The 14,106-nt window shown below is 71.9% G+C and carries 12 protein-coding genes and 1 pseudogene; 9 read left to right on the top strand and 4 right to left on the bottom strand.

From position 1 onward, the window contains the following. Positions 1–146: 146 nt before the first annotated feature. The gene (locus tag ACZ4WQ_RS02630; RefSeq protein WP_398369970.1) at positions 147–3,602 is read left to right on the top strand and encodes an AfsR/SARP family transcriptional regulator; all 3,456 of its coding nucleotides are present in this window, start codon (positions 147–149) and stop codon (positions 3,600–3,602) included. Positions 3,603–3,620: 18 nt separating this feature from the next. Here the strand turns inward: ACZ4WQ_RS02630 and ACZ4WQ_RS02625 are convergent, their stop codons facing one another. The 3 genes from ACZ4WQ_RS02625 to panB form a co-directional block, all read right to left on the bottom strand. Next, complete coding sequence (locus tag ACZ4WQ_RS02625) at positions 3,621–4,448, bottom strand: ABC transporter permease (RefSeq protein WP_311730066.1); 828 nt, start codon at positions 4,446–4,448, stop codon at positions 3,621–3,623. Next, complete coding sequence (locus ACZ4WQ_RS02620) at positions 4,445–5,473, bottom strand: ATP-binding cassette domain-containing protein (protein WP_398369973.1); 1,029 nt, start codon at positions 5,471–5,473, stop codon at positions 4,445–4,447. The genes ACZ4WQ_RS02625 and ACZ4WQ_RS02620 overlap by 4 nt, the downstream gene beginning before the upstream one ends. A gap of 111 nt (positions 5,474–5,584) precedes the next feature. Beyond that, positions 5,585–6,475 carry a 3-methyl-2-oxobutanoate hydroxymethyltransferase gene (gene panB / locus ACZ4WQ_RS02615; RefSeq protein WP_311730064.1) on the bottom strand — a complete coding sequence of 297 codons (891 nt, stop codon included), beginning with the start codon at positions 6,473–6,475 and terminating at the stop codon, positions 5,585–5,587. Positions 6,476–6,675: 200 nt separating this feature from the next. Between panB and ACZ4WQ_RS02610 the strand changes: the two genes are divergently transcribed. The 6 genes from ACZ4WQ_RS02610 to ACZ4WQ_RS02585 all read left to right on the top strand — a co-directional run bounded on the left by ACZ4WQ_RS02610 (position 6,676) and on the right by ACZ4WQ_RS02585 (position 12,992). Next, positions 6,676–8,298, top strand: coding sequence for an MFS transporter (locus ACZ4WQ_RS02610; protein ID WP_468021943.1), 1,623 nt, complete (start codon positions 6,676–6,678; stop codon positions 8,296–8,298). After that, positions 8,295–8,939, top strand: a complete 645-nt coding sequence (locus ACZ4WQ_RS02605; protein ID WP_311730062.1) for a TetR/AcrR family transcriptional regulator — start codon at positions 8,295–8,297, stop codon at positions 8,937–8,939. The genes ACZ4WQ_RS02610 and ACZ4WQ_RS02605 overlap by 4 nt, the downstream gene beginning before the upstream one ends. A 212-nt stretch (positions 8,940–9,151) precedes the next feature. Next, positions 9,152–10,180, top strand: coding sequence for an endonuclease/exonuclease/phosphatase family protein (locus ACZ4WQ_RS02600; protein ID WP_468021942.1), 1,029 nt, complete (start codon positions 9,152–9,154; stop codon positions 10,178–10,180). A gap of 144 nt (positions 10,181–10,324) precedes the next feature. Beyond that, positions 10,325–11,530 (top strand): MFS transporter, encoded by a 1,206-nt coding sequence (locus ACZ4WQ_RS02595; protein ID WP_311730060.1) that lies wholly within the window; start codon positions 10,325–10,327, stop codon positions 11,528–11,530. A gap of 183 nt (positions 11,531–11,713) precedes the next feature. After that, positions 11,714–11,914, top strand: coding sequence for a DUF397 domain-containing protein (locus tag ACZ4WQ_RS02590; protein ID WP_468021941.1), 201 nt, complete (start codon positions 11,714–11,716; stop codon positions 11,912–11,914). A gap of 112 nt (positions 11,915–12,026) precedes the next feature. Continuing rightward, the gene (locus ACZ4WQ_RS02585; RefSeq protein ID WP_398369979.1) at positions 12,027–12,992 is read left to right on the top strand and encodes a hypothetical protein; all 966 of its coding nucleotides are present in this window, start codon (positions 12,027–12,029) and stop codon (positions 12,990–12,992) included. A gap of 31 nt (positions 12,993–13,023) precedes the next feature. On the opposite strand, the gene ACZ4WQ_RS02580 is transcribed toward ACZ4WQ_RS02585, so the two are convergent. After that, a complete protein-coding gene (locus tag ACZ4WQ_RS02580) occupies positions 13,024–13,374 on the bottom strand; it encodes a hypothetical protein (RefSeq protein WP_398369981.1) in 351 nt (116 codons plus the stop codon). On the opposite strand from ACZ4WQ_RS02580, the pseudogene ACZ4WQ_RS02575 reads away from it, so the two are divergent. Together ACZ4WQ_RS02575 and ACZ4WQ_RS02570 are read left to right on the top strand one after the other, a co-directional pair. Continuing rightward, positions 13,299–13,735 (top strand): annotated as a pseudogene (locus ACZ4WQ_RS02575) (methyltransferase domain-containing protein); the annotation flags it as partial. The gene ACZ4WQ_RS02580 and the pseudogene ACZ4WQ_RS02575 sit on opposite strands and share 76 nt — an antisense overlap. A 27-nt stretch (positions 13,736–13,762) precedes the next feature. Further along, the gene (locus ACZ4WQ_RS02570; RefSeq protein WP_398370560.1) at positions 13,763–13,978 is read left to right on the top strand and encodes a hypothetical protein; all 216 of its coding nucleotides are present in this window, start codon (positions 13,763–13,765) and stop codon (positions 13,976–13,978) included. Positions 13,979–14,106 lie beyond the last annotated feature (128 nt).

Raw genomic sequence — 14,106 nt, 5'->3', positions numbered from 1 at the left:
TCTCTCCAGGTGGGCACGGAGTGCGGTGATCGGGAACCGTCGGGGATCGGAAAACGTCGGGCGGGGCGCCGGGAGTTCCGGGGGGAACGGCCGGCACGGGCGAACAGCTGAACGGATCAGTCGCCGCCGTGCCCGACAATGGGGCGGTGCGCTACGCGATACTCGGCACCACCCAGGCCCGACGCGACGACGGTACCCCCATCGCGCTCGGTGGTACGCGTCTGCGGGTACTGCTGACCGCGCTGGCGCTCCATCCCGGACGGGTGCACACCACCGGCGCGCTGATCGAGGCGGTGTGGGACGCCGACCCGCCCGCCGACGGCCACGGCGCGCTCCAGGCCCTCGTCGGCCGCCTCCGCAGGGCCCTCGGCAAGGACGCGGTGCGCTCGGTCCCCGGCGGCTACCGGCTGAGCGCCGACCCCGACGACATCGATCTGCACCGCTTCGAGCGCCTGGTGGCGGAGGGGACCAGGGCCCTGGAGGACGGCGACCCGGCCAAGGCCGCCGCCGTCCTCGACGACGCCCTCGCCCTGTGGCGCGGCCCGGCCCTCGCCGACCTCCCCGGCGGCGGCTCGGCGGCGGCCCGCGCCGAGGCCCGCCGCCTGGACGCCGGCCGTGGCCGGATCGCCGCCGATCTCGCCCTCGGCCGCCCCGAGCAGGCCCTGCCCCGGCTCGCCGGGCTCTGCGCCGCCCATCCGCTCGACGAGCCGCTGCACGCCCTGCGGATCCGCGCCCTGCGCGACGCGGGCCGCACGGCCGAGGCGCTGACCGCGTACGAGGCGATCCGTGTCGAGATCGCCGACCGCCTCGGCGCGGACCCCGGGCCCGTGCTGCGCGCGCTCCACGCCGAGCTGCTGGACCCGCCCGCCGCCCCCGCGGGGCCCGCGGCCGCGCCGCGCCCCGCGCCCGACGGGGCGCCGCCCCGGCGGGCCGGGGCGCGGCCGGGTGTCCGGGGCGGCAATCTGCGGGCCCGGCTGACCAGCTTCGTCGGCCGCGAGGCGGACCTCGGGGTGCTGCGGGCGGACCTGGCCGGAGCCCACCGGCTCATCACCCTCCTCGGGCCCGGCGGGGCCGGGAAGACCCGGCTGTCGCAGGAGGCCGCCGAGTCGGTGGCGGACATCTGGGCGGACGGCGTCTGGCTGGCCGAGCTGGCCCCCGTGGACGACCCGGGGACCGTGCCGGAGACGGTGCTCACCGCCCTCGGGGCGCGCCAGACCGTCATCCGCGGCAGCGCCGCGGAAGGGCTGCGGGCCGCGACCGACCCGACCACGTTCGACCCGCTCGCGCGGCTCGTGGAGCACTGCGCGCCGCGCCGGATGCTGATCGTGCTCGACAACTGCGAACACCTCGTCGACGCCGCGGCCCGGCTCGCCGAGACCCTGCTCACCCGCTGCCCCGGCGTCACCGTCCTGGCCACCAGCCGCGAACCGCTGGCCGTCCCGGGCGAGTTGGTGCGCCCCGTGGATCCGCTGCCGGACCCTGTCGCGCTGCGGCTGCTCCAGGACCGGGGCGCGGCGGCCCGGCCCGGCTTCCGCGTGGACGACGACCCGGCCGCCTGCGCCGAGATCTGCCGCAGGCTGGACGGACTGCCGCTGGCCATCGAGCTGGCCGCGGCGCGGCTGCGCTCGCTCACCCCGCGGCAGCTCGCCGACCGGCTCGACGACCGCTTCCGGCTGCTGACCAGCGGCAGCCGGACGGTGCTGCCCCGCCAGCAGACGCTCCGCGCGGTCGTCGACTGGTCCTGGGAGCTGCTGGACGCGCGGGAGCGCACCGTGCTGCGCCGGCTGTCGGTCTTCGCGGGCGGCTGCGACCTGGCCGCCGCGGAGGCCGTGTGCGGAGACCCATACGGCGACGGGGCCGCCGGGGCCGCCGGGGCTGACGGGGCCGCCGGGGCTGACGCGCCTGACGGGTCTGCCGCGGTCGATCCCCTCGACGTCGCCGCCCTGCTCGGCTCGCTCGTCGACAAGTCCCTGGTCGTCGCCGCCCCCGACGCGGCCTCCGGCATGCGCTACCGGCTGCTGGAGACCGTCGCCGAGTACGCCGCCGAGCGCCTCGCACAGGCGGGGGAGCGCGCGGTGGTCGAGGGGCGCCACCTGGTCGCCTACCGGGAGCTGGCCCGCACCGCCGACCCCCTGCTGCGCGGCCCGGAACAGCGGGTGTGGCTCGCCCGGCTGGAGACCGAGCACGACAATCTGCGGACCGCGCTGCGCCGCGCCGTCGCCGCGCGCGACGAACACGAGGCGCTGTGCCTGGTGCTGTCGCTCGGCTGGTTCTGGCAGCTGCGCGGCCACCGCGGCGACGCGCGCCAGTGGTCGGCGGCCGCCGCGGCGCTCGGCCCCAACCCCTTCGCGCCGCCCATCGCCCCGGTGCCCCCGCTGCTCGCCCGCTCCACGGACCGGCCGCCGCCCATGCCGCCCGAGCTGCTCGAGGAGGCGCGGCGCGGGGTGCGGCTGATCGGGCTGTCCAACATCGAGGGCGACATGCGGGAGTTGGGCAGCGAGGAGGCCCGGAGCGAGCTGCGGGGCATCGTCTCCGCCTATCGCCCGGGGCTGCCGCAGAACTGCCGTATCCCGGGCTTCATGTGGTTCTACGCCGTGCTGCTCACCGGCGAGTTCGAGCTGCTGCGGCAGATCGTCGAAGAGGGGGTGCGCACCTGCCGGGAGCTCGGCTACGAGTGGGAGACCGCCATGCTCCTTCAGCTGCGCGCCAAGGTCCTGAGCGGCCGGGGCGACTGGAGCGGCGGGGACGGCGGGGACGGCGGGGACGACCATGAGCGCTCGGCCGACGAGTCGCGGCGGGACGCCGACGAGAGCCTGGAGATCTTCACCCGGCTCGGGGACGCGTGGGGCATGGCGGAGGCCCTGTCCGGCCGCGGCGAGCTGCTGGAGCAGCGCGGCGAGGGCGAGGCGGCCGCCGCCGACTACCGCGCGGCGATCCGCTGCGCCGAGCAGCTGGACGCGCACACACAGGTGTTGCTGCTGCGGGCCCGGCTGGCCGGGGTGCTGATCGAGAGTGGGTCGGCGGCCGAGGCGGCCGCGGGCGAGCGGGTGCTGCGCGAGGTGGTGGAGCGGGGGCAGCACGCGGGCAGCGAGTCCCTGGCGTACGCCCGGCTGCACCTGGCCATGCGCTGCGGTTCCACCGGCGCCACCGCCGAGGCACGGGTCCAGCTGGAGCTGTTGCTGGGGGAGTTCGACCAGCGCGCGCTGGACCTCTTCCAGGGGGTGGTGGTGGGGCTGCTCGGCTGGCTCGACCTGCTCGAAGGACGGCCCGAGGACGCCCTGGTGAGGCTGCGGCAAGCCCTGATGAAGGCGGACGACCCGCTGTCCAGGATCGTCGCCCCGCATATGCAGATCATGCAAATCGCGACCGGCGCCCGGGCGCTGGCCCAACTGGGCGGCGCGGCGAACGCCGAGACCGCGGCGCGGCTGCTCGGCGCGTACGACGCCCTGCGGTCGACCTCCCACCACGTGGCGGCCGTGGAGTCCGGCAACCGGGAGCGGGCGGAGGCCATGGCGCGGGCGCGGCTGGGCGACGCCGCGTACGCGCGGGCGCACGCCGAGGGCGGCGGCCTGTCCCTGGAGGAGGCCACCGCCCTCGTATGACGCGGCGGGTTTCGCGGTTCAGGTCTTGTTGCGGAACTTCGCCACCGCCAGCGGGGCGGTCACCACCGTGATGGCCAGCGCCCAGATCACGACCATGGTCACCGGATGGGCGACCGCGCCATGACCGCTGGTCAGCGCCCGGGCGCCGTCCGCGAGCTGGGACAGCGGGTTGTACTTGGTGAAGGACTGCAACCACCCCGGCATGGTCGCGGTCGGGGCGAAGATGGAGGAGCCGAACTGTAGTGGCATCATCACGAGGAACCCCAGTCCCTGCACCGCCTGAGGGGTCTTCACCGACAGGCCGAGCAGCATGAATATCCAGGTCAGCGAGGAGCCGAACAACAGGGCCAGGGCGATCGCGGCGAGCAGCTCGAGCGGGCCGGTCTTGAGGTCGAACCCCATGATGAAGCCCATGACCAGCAGGACGATGGTCGACACCAGCATCCGGCCGGTCTCGACGATCAGCTTGGCGACCAGCACCGAGGAGCGGGCGATGGGCATGGTGCGGAAGCGGTCCATGACGCCCTTGTTGAAGTCGTCATTGACGCCGGTGCCGACCGACATCGCGATGTTCAGACCGCCCATCGCCATCATGCCGGGGACCAGATAGCTGACGTAGGCGTCCCGGTCGCCCTGCGCGATCGCGCCGCCGAAGACATACACGAACAGCAGCGAGAAGACGATCGGCATCAGCAGGGCGTCGAACATCGACTCCGGGTCCTGCTTGATCTGGAGGGCGTTGCGCCGCACCAGCGCGCCGATATGGCGCGCATTGGCACGCAGCCCGATCCGGCCCTCGCCGGGCAGCGCCTTCCCGGGCGCGGAACTCACCGTCGCGGCGCTCACGCGGCGACCTCCTCAAGCTTCTTGTTGTCCTTGTCCGCCGGGTTTTCCGGCGTGGATGTCTTCTGACCGGTGATGGCCAGGAACACCTCGTCCAGGCTGGGCAGATGGGTGTCGATCCCGGAGATCGCGAAACCGCGCTCGCCGAGCAGACCGATCACGGCGGTCAGCTGCTCATCGCTGATGATCGGCACATTGACCAGGCCCTCGGCCACATCCGCGGTCGCGCCCGCGATGCCGTCGAGCCCCGCCTGGGTGATGGCGCCGACCATGCGGTGCAGCTCGCCGGGGTCCGACGGGCGGATCTGGAGGGTGCGGCCGCCGACCTTGGCCTTGAGCTCGTTGACCCGGCCCTCGGCGATGACCTTGCCGCGGTCGATGACCGCCAGGTCGTCCGCGAGCTGCTCGGCCTCCTCCATGTACTGCGTGGTCAGCAGGACCGTGGAGCCCTCGGAGACCATCCGCTTGACCTCGTCCCACACCTCGTTGCGGGTGCGCGGGTCCAGGCCGGTGGTCGGCTCGTCCAGATAGAGCACGGAGGGCCGGCCGATCATGGAGGCGGCCAGGTCGAGCCGGCGGCGCATACCGCCGGAGTAGGTGCGCGCGGCGCGCTTGGCGGCATCGGTGAGCGAGAACCGCTCCAGCATGGCGTCCGCCCGCGCGCGGGCGTCCTTGCGGGAGAGGTCGAGCAGCCGCCCGATCATGTAGAGGTTCTCCCAGCCGGAGAGCTTCTCGTCGACCGAGGCGTACTGCCCGGTGAGCCCGATGGTGCGGCGCAGCTGCCGCGGCTGGCGCACCACGTCGTAACCGGCCACCACCGCGGTGCCCGCGTCCGGCATCAGCAGGGTGGAGAGGCAGCGGACGAGGGTGGTCTTGCCCGCGCCGTTGGGCCCGAGCACGCCGAGGACGGTGCCCTCCGGCACGTCCAGGTCCACTCCGTCGACGGCTTTGGTGTCGCCGAAGTGTTTGACCAGCCCCCGTACTTCGACGGCGTTGCCGCCGCTGGTCCTGTGTTCGTATCGCGTCATATCACCACGATGACAGGCGCCACCGACAACCCACCGACAAGCGGCAGACAAGCGGCAGACAGCCCGCCGACGGGGGAAGATCGGCGGGCTGTCGGTGTACCGCAGTGGCTCTCAGCGGAAGGAGTGCTCCGCGGCCGGGTAGGCGCCGCCGACCACGTCCTCCGCGTAGGCGCGCGCCGCGTCCCCGAGGGTCTGGCGCAGCTGTGCGTACTGCTTGACGAAGCGCGGCACCCGGCCGGCGGTCAGGCCCGCCATGTCGGTCCACACCAGGACCTGCGCGTCGCAGTCAGGCCCGGCGCCGATGCCCACGGTCGGGATGTGCAGGGAGCGGGTGACCTCGCCGGCCACCTCGGCCGGGACGGTCTCCAGCACGACCGCGAAGGCGCCCGCGTCCTGGACCGCCTTGGCGTCCCGCAGCAGCTGCTGCGCGGCCTCCTCGCCGCGCCCCTGCACCGGGTATCCGCCGTAGGCGTGGACGGACTGCGGGGTGAGGCCGACATGAGCCATGACCGGGATGCCGGACTCGACCAGCAGCTGGATCTGGTCGGCGGAGCGCTCGCCGCCCTCCAGCTTCACCGCGCCCACCCCGGCCTCCTTGACCAGCCGGGTGGCGCTGCGCAGCGCCTGCACGGGGCCTTCCTGGTACGAGCCGAACGGCAGGTCGCCGACGATCAGGGCGCGCTTGGTGCCCCGGACGACGGCGGCGGACAGGATGGTGATCTCGTCCATGGTGACCGGCACGGTGGACTCGTAGCCGAGGTGGCAGTTGCCCATCGAGTCGCCGACCAGCATGACCGGGATGCCGACCTCGTCGAAGACGGAGGCGGTCATCGCGTCGTAGGCGGTGAGCATGGGCCACTTCTCGCCGCGCTCCTTGGCGGAGGCGATGTCGCGGACCGTGATGCGCCGGGACCCCGTCCCTCCGTACAGCGCCTTTCCGGCCGCGGACGGGCCGGTCCCGCTGCTGTCGGGCTGTTTCCCGGCAGGGCTGACGTGCGTCATTGCAACGCTCCTGTTCGTCATCTCGAGGCGCCCTGACGGCGTCCCCGGACCACCCCCATGCTGGCACGCGGTGCCGACGGGCGAAAGTGGGCCTTCACAGTGGGCCGTAAAGCCCGGCGACGGTAAAGGCCGGTAAAGGCTCGCAAAGACTTTCCAATACGATACGGGGCCGTCTCGGAACCCTGCCTAGCCTGGGAAACATGGCTGATTCCCAGACTCAGGACGCCCCCGCCGGGAGCGGCGTCCCCGAGGCGGTCCACCGCAGACGGTGGGCGATCCTGGTCGTGCTGATGCTCAGCGTCCTGGTCGTCGTCCTCGACAACTCCATACTCAACGTGGCGATGAAGACCATCGCCTCGCCCAAGCCGACCGGGCTCGGCGCCGGCCAGAGCGAGCTGGAATGGGCGATCAACTCCTACACGCTCGTCTTCGCCGGGCTGCTGTTCACCGCCGGACTTCTCGGCGACCGGCTGGGCCGTAAGAAGGTGCTGCTCAGCGGCATGGCGGTGTTCGGCATCGGCTCGGTGCTCGCCGCGTTCTCCGGCTCGCCCGGCGAGCTGATCGGCTTCCGCGCGCTGATGGGTCTGGGCGCGGCCCTGGTGATGCCCGCCACCCTCGCCATCCTGGTGAACGTCTTCGAGCGCGACGAGCAGCCCAAGGCCATCGGGATCTGGACCGCCGCGGTCGGCCTCGGCATCGCGATCGGCCCGATCACCGGCGGTGTGCTGCTGGAGCACTTCTGGTGGGGCTCGGTCTTCTTCGTCAATGTGCCCGTCGTCGCCGTCGCGCTGGTCGCGATGGCACTGCTGGTCCCCGACTCCAAGGACCCGGCGCCCGGCCGGCTCGACCCCGGCGGTGTGGTGCTGTCGGTCGTGGGCCTGGTGCTGCTGGTGTACGGCATCATCAAGGGCGGCCAGATCGCCGACTTCACCGACCCGAAGGTGCTGGGCACGATCGGCGGCGGGCTGATCGTCCTCGCGCTGTTCGTGGTGTACGAGAAGCGCAGCGAGCACCCGGCCATCGACATCTCGTACTTCCGCAAGCCCGCCTTCTCGGCCGCCATCGCCGCCATCGCCCTGGTCTTCTTCGCCCTGATGGGCGTGACGTTCTTCATGGTCTTCTACACCCAGAGCGTGCGCGGCTACAGCGCGCTGGAGTCCGGCCTGCTGATCCTGCCGCTCGCCGTCGCCCAGCTGATCTTCGCCCCGCGCACCCGGCTGGTCGTCGAGCGGTTCGGGGCCCGCGCGGTGTGCGCGGCCGGCATGCTGATGGTGGCCGTGACCATGGCGGGGTTCCTGCTGCTCGAGGCGGACACCCCGCTGGTGGTGATGGAGGTGCTGTTCTTCGTCCAGGGCGCGGGGATGGCGCACATCATGCCGCCCGTCACGCTGACCGTCATGCAGTCGCTGCCGCGCCAGAAGGCCGGCTCCGGCTCGGCGCTCAACAACACCTTCCGCCAGGTCGGCGGCGCGCTCGGGGTCGCGGTGCTGGGGTCGGTGCTCTCCACCGTCTACCGCGACGGCATCAAGGACACGCTGGCGGGCGTGGATGGCCTGCCCGACTCCGTACGGCACACGGCGGGGGAGTCCGTCGAGGCCACCCTCGGCCTCGCCGAGCGGCTCGGGCCCAAGGGCCAGGTGCTGATCGGCCCGGCGCACGATGCCTTTATCCATGCCATGCACGTCGCTGCCCTCGGCTCGGCGGCCGTCGCCCTCTTCGGCGCGCTCGTCGTGGTGGCCTTCCTGCCCGGCAAGGACGCCGCCGAAGGCGAGCCCGGCGCCGGGCTGCCGCGGGAGAAGGCGGGAGCCGGGGCGGCCCGATGAGCACGCCCGCGCCACCGCCCACCCCCTCGCATACTCCCGCGCCCGGCTGCTCCGGGGCCCGGCTGCCGGGGCGGCCGCGCAGCGCCGCCGCCGATGCCGCGATCATCGAGGCCGCGCTGCGGCTGATCGAGGAGGGCGCCACGATCGGCGAGCTGTCCATCGAGGGGATCGCGCGCGAGGCGGGCGTCGGCAAGGCCACCCTCTACCGCCGCTGGTCCGGCAAGGACGCGCTGATGATCGATGTGCTGCGCTCCCTGGAGGAGCCGAGCCCGCGGCCGGACGGCGTCTCGGTACGCGACGACCTGGTCACCATCCTGGAGCTCATGCGACGGCGCGGCCTGGCCAAGCGCAACTCCGCCCTGCTGCGCACCGTCCTGACCCAGATGCACGCCAACCAGAAGCTGTGGCGCACCTATGACGAGCATGTGATAGCGGCCCGGCGCGAGGTGCTGCGCGAGGTGCTGCGGCGCGGGGTGGCGAGCGGGGAGATCCGCGACGACCTCGATATCGACCTGCTCGCCGATCTGTTCACCGGCCCGATGCTTGCCCGCGCGATTCTTCAGGAGTGGAAGGCGCTGCCGGAGGGACTGGCCGAGAGCATCGTCGATACGGTGCTGGAGGGGGTGCGGCCCCGGGCCTGACGCCGGACGGTGGACGGCCGGCCGAGGGCCGGTTTGTGCCCGTTGTGTCACAACGGTCCCGACTTCCCCGGGGAACCGGAACCCGTACGCTCCCGGCGAACGTCCCCCACCCGGGGGCGCTTGCCCGGAGCGTCGGGGAAGGGCCTGCTCATCGCCTAGGGTCGTAGCCCAGGGCGCGGCAGTTGGCTGAGGCAGCGAGGGACGGACAGCGAATGGCGCAGGCGTACACGCAGGAGACGGAACAGCACGGGGGAGACGCTCCTGAGCCGACCGGCTCCCGGGCCCGGCGCCTCCTCGGCCGGCTCCGGCGTGACCGCGACATCTGGCGGCGGGGGCTGGTGCTGGCGGCGATCGCGGTGCTGCTCACACTGGTCATGATCTTCCACGCCGAGATCCCGAACCGCGTGGGCAACCTCGGCAGCCTGCTCGAGACCTTTCTGCCCTGGCTGGGCCTGCTGATCCCGATCCTGCTGGTGCTCGGTCTGGTACGCCGGTCGGCGAGCGCCGTGCTCTCGCTGGTGCTGCCGGTCGCCGTATGGCTGAACCTCTTCGGCGGGCTCATGTTCTCCGACAAGTCCGGCAGCGGCGGCGATCTGACCGTCGTCACCCACAACGTGAACGCGGACAACCCCGATCCGGCCGAGACCGCGAAGGACGTGGCCGACTCGGATGCGGACGTGGTGGCTCTGGAGGAGCTCAAGAGCGGCGCGGTGCAGACGTATGTGCGGGCGCTGGAGGGCACTTACCGCTATCACACGGTCCAGGGCACGGTCGGGCTGTGGAGCAAGTACCCGCTCTCCGGTACCAAGCCGGTGGACATCAAACTGGGCTGGACGCGGGCGATGCGCACCGTCGTCGACGCCCCGGGCGGCCGGGTCGCGGTGTACGTCGCGCATCTGCCATCCGTACGGGTGAAGTTCAACGCGGGCTTCACCGCCGGGCAGCGCGACGACAGCGCGGACGCGCTGGGCGCGGCCATCGCCAACGAGCCGCAGGACAAGGTGATCCTGCTGGGCGACCTCAACGGCACCATGAACGACCGCTCGCTGGCCCCCGTCACCTCACAGCTGCGGTCCGCGCAGGGCGCGGCGGGCGACGGGTTCGGCTTCAGCTGGCCCGCGTCGTTCCCGATGGCGCGCATCGACCAGATCATGGTGCGCGGGGTGACACCGGTCTCGGCGTGGACCCTGCCGCGGACCGGGAGCGACCATCTGCCGGTGGCGGCCTCGGTCAAGCTCTGAGCGTGGCGCGGGGCAGCGCCCGAGAGATCTAACGACAAGTTCACCTGGGCGATTCTCGCCGGGAACAAAACGCGTGAGAGACTTTGTTTCGGAAACGAACATACAGTCCCCCTGCCGTTTTCTCCTTCGTTTGAAAGGTCTCTCATGCCCCTGGCCCTGCTCGCACTCGCTGTGAGCGCCTTCGGCATTGGTACTACCGAGTTCGTGATGATGGGCCTGCTGCCCAACGTCGCCGATGACCTGGGCACCTCCGTGCCCACCGCCGGGTACCTCGTCTCCGCCTACGCCATCGGTGTCGTGGTGGGCGCTCCGCTCCTGACCGCCCTCGGCTCCCGTATCCCGCGTAAGCGGATGCTCATCCTTCTCATGGCTCTCTTCACGGTGGGCAACCTCGCCTCCGCCCTGGCCCCCTCCTACGGGCTGCTGGTGGCCGGACGGGTGCTCGCCGGGCTGCCGCACGGCGCGTTCTTCGGCGTCGGCGCGGTGGTCGCGGCCCGGCTGGTGACGGAGGAGCGGCGGGCCCGCGCGGTCGCCACCATGTTCCTCGGCCTCACCGTCGCCAACATCGTCGGCGTGCCCGTGGCCACCCTGCTCGGCCAGCGCCTCGGCTGGCGCGCCACCTTCGTCGTGGTCGCCGCGATCGGCGTCGTCGCGATGGCCGCGCTCGCCCGGCTCGTCCCCCAGATCTCCCTCGACCAGCAGGCCGGCCTCCGCCACGAGCTGGGCGCGCTGCGCGACCGCCAGGTCGTGCTCGGGCTGCTCACCGCGGTCTTCGGCTTCGCCGGCGTCTTCGCCGTCTACAGCTACCTCGCCTCGATGATGACCGAGGTCACCGGCCTGGCCGAGACCTCCGTCACCGTGGTGCTGGCCCTCTTCGGCATCGGCATGACCCTCGGCGCGCTGATCGCCGGCCCGCTCACCGACCGGGCCCTGCGCCCCACGCTCTACGGATCGCTGGCGGCGCTCGCGGCGGTGCTGGTGCTGTTCGACTTCACCGTGCATGTGAAGTGGGCGGCCATGGTCACGGTCGTGGTGCTGGGTGCGGTCGGCTTCATGACCACGACCCCGCTACAGATGCTGGTCATGAACAAGGCCCGCCACGCCCCGACCCTCGCCTCCGCCTCCAACCACTCCGCCTTCAACCTCGCCAACGCGGGCGGCGCCTGGCTCGGCGGCGTCGCGATCGCGGCCGGCTGGGGCTGGACCTCGCCGACCCTGGTCGGCGCGGCGCTGGCCGTCATCGGCCTGGCCGTCGCGGTCACGGCGGGCGCGCTCGACCGGGAGCCGCGCGGGGTGTCCCGCGTGGTGGCGACCAGCGAGTCGATGCCCCGCCTCTCCGAGGTGGGCTGACCTCCCCGCCCGCCCCAACCGTCTGCATGAACGCGCTCCCGCTCCTGGCCTCGGCCGGGGGCGGGAGCGCGACGTTGTGGTGCGCGACATGGGTGGGCGGTCAGCCGACAACTGCGGTGCGTAACCCAGTCGAGGGGGCGGGATGCCGTCGGTTACGCTGGCACGCGCACTCGAACACGCTTCGTGCACGGCGAGTATGTGACAGGGGGGATTGTCCATGTCGGCAACGGGGTGAACAACGAATGCCTGGAACTCGCCGCCACCGACGGCGCGATACACCTCCGCGAGAGCGAAGCCCCCGGCACAGCCATACGTACGGCCCCACGCCCGCTCGCGAGCTTCATCCGGGCGGCCAAGGCAGGGGAGCTCGACCACTTGCGGTGAGTATGAGACAGCGACACGCCGTGCCGTCGGCGTGTCGCTGTCTCATACTCACCGCAAACCGAGTTATCCACAGGGCCAGGCGGCGGTCGGAGGCAGGCGGCACCCTGAGGGGATGACGGGGACGGGGGACGCGGTCTCGCTGACCGGGCTGGCCGGTGCCCAAGGCGGCGTGGTGCTGACGGCTCAGGCGCTGGCGGGCGGATGGGATCGGCGGCAGCTGAACCGGTGCCTGCTGGGCGACGGGTGGACGCGGATCGGCCGGGGGATCTGGGCCGAGCCGGGGCGGGCGGTGGACGGGGTGACGCTGTTGTGGGCGAACCAGCTCGCGCATCCACAGTTGGTGGTGAGCCACACGGCGGCTGCGGTACTGCACGACATCGAGACGAGTGCCCAGTGCGTGGAGTTCATCGGGCCCTGCGGCCGTAGACCCACCATGCACGGCGGGGTGCTGCATCGACTGCCGCTCGGTGCGGAGGAGATCACCACCCTAGCCGGGCTGAGGGTCACGACCGTGGCGCGCACCATGGCGGATCTGCTGCGGGCCGGGCCGCGGGACGAGGCGCTGGTGGCGGTGGAGTCCGCTGTGAGTCGGCGTCCCAGCCGGGACGTGGACACGGTGGGGCGGCGGCGTGAGCCGTGCACCACGCTTGGAGAGATCGCGCGCGCCCTGGAGAGCGGGGCTGCGCCCCAGGGCACGAGGGCAGCACGCGAATGGCTGGCGATGGCGGATCCGAAGGCTGGCTCGCCTGCGGAGACGATCGCCCGGCTGCGGATGAACGACGCGGGGCTCTACGCGGAGTCACAGGTGCCGCTCATCACCCAGGCGGGGCGGCGGCTCTTCCCTGACTTCCTGTTCCGGGAGCAGGGCCTGGTGGTTGAGATCGAGGGTTACCGATGGCACGGCAGCCGGGACCAGCATCAGCGGGACACGGTCCGTTTCAACGACATGATGTCGTGCACGGAAGTGCGCCACATCCTTAGGTTCTCGGCGAGTGATGTGTACCGGCGGCCCGGAAAGATGATCCGGGATATCCGGGGCGCTTTGGCCCACTTGTCCGGCGGTCAGCCAGTTTCGTAGCGAGTATGGACTTGCGATGAGCAGGGGCTCTTCACCGCAGTGCGGAGGCGAGTGCAGGCCGGTTGGTGACCGTGGAGGCGTGTTCGCGTTCCGACCATGCGATGCGGGAGAGGATTTGCTCTGCTGAAGCGACCCGGGAACGCCCCGGACCGTCAAGCTGCTCGCGCCACCAGCGGGCATTGCGCGTTTGGCGGTCGAGCATGGCGTCAATGAGGCCGCCGCGCTCATGCGCGTGAAGTCCGTAGGCGTCGGCCAGGAGTCGTACCTGCGCGGCTTGCTCGTCGGCGGGTGGGGCATCGGGTTTGGATGAGACGCACCAGGTCCAGGCCATGTATCCGAGGTCTTCGAGTGGGTCGCCGGGGGCTGCGGTGTCGAAACGCATGGACTGGCGTGCCCACGTCATCCAGCACTCTGCCCAGCCTCATGGCGCACATGCTCGAAGACCTCAGCGTGGAGGACGGACACAGGGTCCTCGAAATCGGCACAGGCAGCGGCTATAACGCAGCCCTCCTGAGCGCTCGCTTCGGCGACAGCCTTGTGCACTCCATCGATATCGACCCGGACCTCGTCGAAACCGCCCGCGGCCGACTCGCCACTGTCGGATTTCAACCGCACCTCGCCACCGGCGACGGACGAATGGCTACCCGGCGCACTCCGCATTCGAGAGGATTATCGCGACCTGCTCGGTCCGTGGCATCCCTGCCACATGGATCGAGCAGACCCGACCCGGCGGCAGCATCGTCTACCACCTCGACGACGAGACCGGTGACATGGCGATCCAGCTTCAGCGGCGTGACGGGTCGTGGGCCCGCGCCCCGCTCACCGGGGAGCGCGTCGGCACCGTCACCTACGGTGGCGCCGTCGACCTGTGGGAGCGGACGGAGGCCGCCTGGCTCTGGTGGAACGACCACGGTCGGCCCGCTCAAGACCGCTTCGGTTACGTCCGGGAGGCCGACGGGCGTGAGACGCCAGTGACTTTGTGGTGAGTATCGGACGGCGACACGCCGTGGCGTCGGCGTGTCGCCGTCCGATACTCACCACAAGCTCAGTCTGAGCGGCCCCGGGGGCCGTGATCCGCGGCCTCACCGTCGGCTTGACCTTGACACCGATGTGA

The organism is Streptomyces sp. NPDC028305 (genome assembly GCF_055569495.1).
The sequence above is the reverse complement of the archived record's forward strand: the minus strand, read 5'-3'. Positions and strand labels throughout refer to the sequence as shown.

Excerpts from the sequence above, each read along its gene's own strand:
- ACZ4WQ_RS02620 (WP_398369973.1), bottom strand. The coding sequence starts at position 5,473 with ATGACGCGATACGAACACAGGACCAGCGGCGGCAACGCCGTCGAAGTA.
- panB (WP_311730064.1), bottom strand. The coding sequence starts at position 6,475 with ATGACGCACGTCAGCCCTGCCGGGAAACAGCCCGACAGCAGCGGGACC.
- ACZ4WQ_RS02610 (WP_468021943.1), top strand. The coding sequence starts at position 6,676 with ATGGCTGATTCCCAGACTCAGGACGCCCCCGCCGGGAGCGGCGTCCCC.
- ACZ4WQ_RS02605 (WP_311730062.1), top strand. The coding sequence starts at position 8,295 with ATGAGCACGCCCGCGCCACCGCCCACCCCCTCGCATACTCCCGCGCCC.
- ACZ4WQ_RS02600 (WP_468021942.1), top strand. The coding sequence starts at position 9,152 with ATGGCGCAGGCGTACACGCAGGAGACGGAACAGCACGGGGGAGACGCT.
- ACZ4WQ_RS02595 (WP_311730060.1), top strand. The coding sequence starts at position 10,325 with ATGCCCCTGGCCCTGCTCGCACTCGCTGTGAGCGCCTTCGGCATTGGT.
- ACZ4WQ_RS02585 (WP_398369979.1), top strand. The coding sequence starts at position 12,027 with ATGACGGGGACGGGGGACGCGGTCTCGCTGACCGGGCTGGCCGGTGCC.
- ACZ4WQ_RS02580 (WP_398369981.1), bottom strand. The coding sequence starts at position 13,374 with ATGCGTTTCGACACCGCAGCCCCCGGCGACCCACTCGAAGACCTCGGA.
- ACZ4WQ_RS02570 (WP_398370560.1), top strand. The coding sequence starts at position 13,763 with ATGGCGATCCAGCTTCAGCGGCGTGACGGGTCGTGGGCCCGCGCCCCG.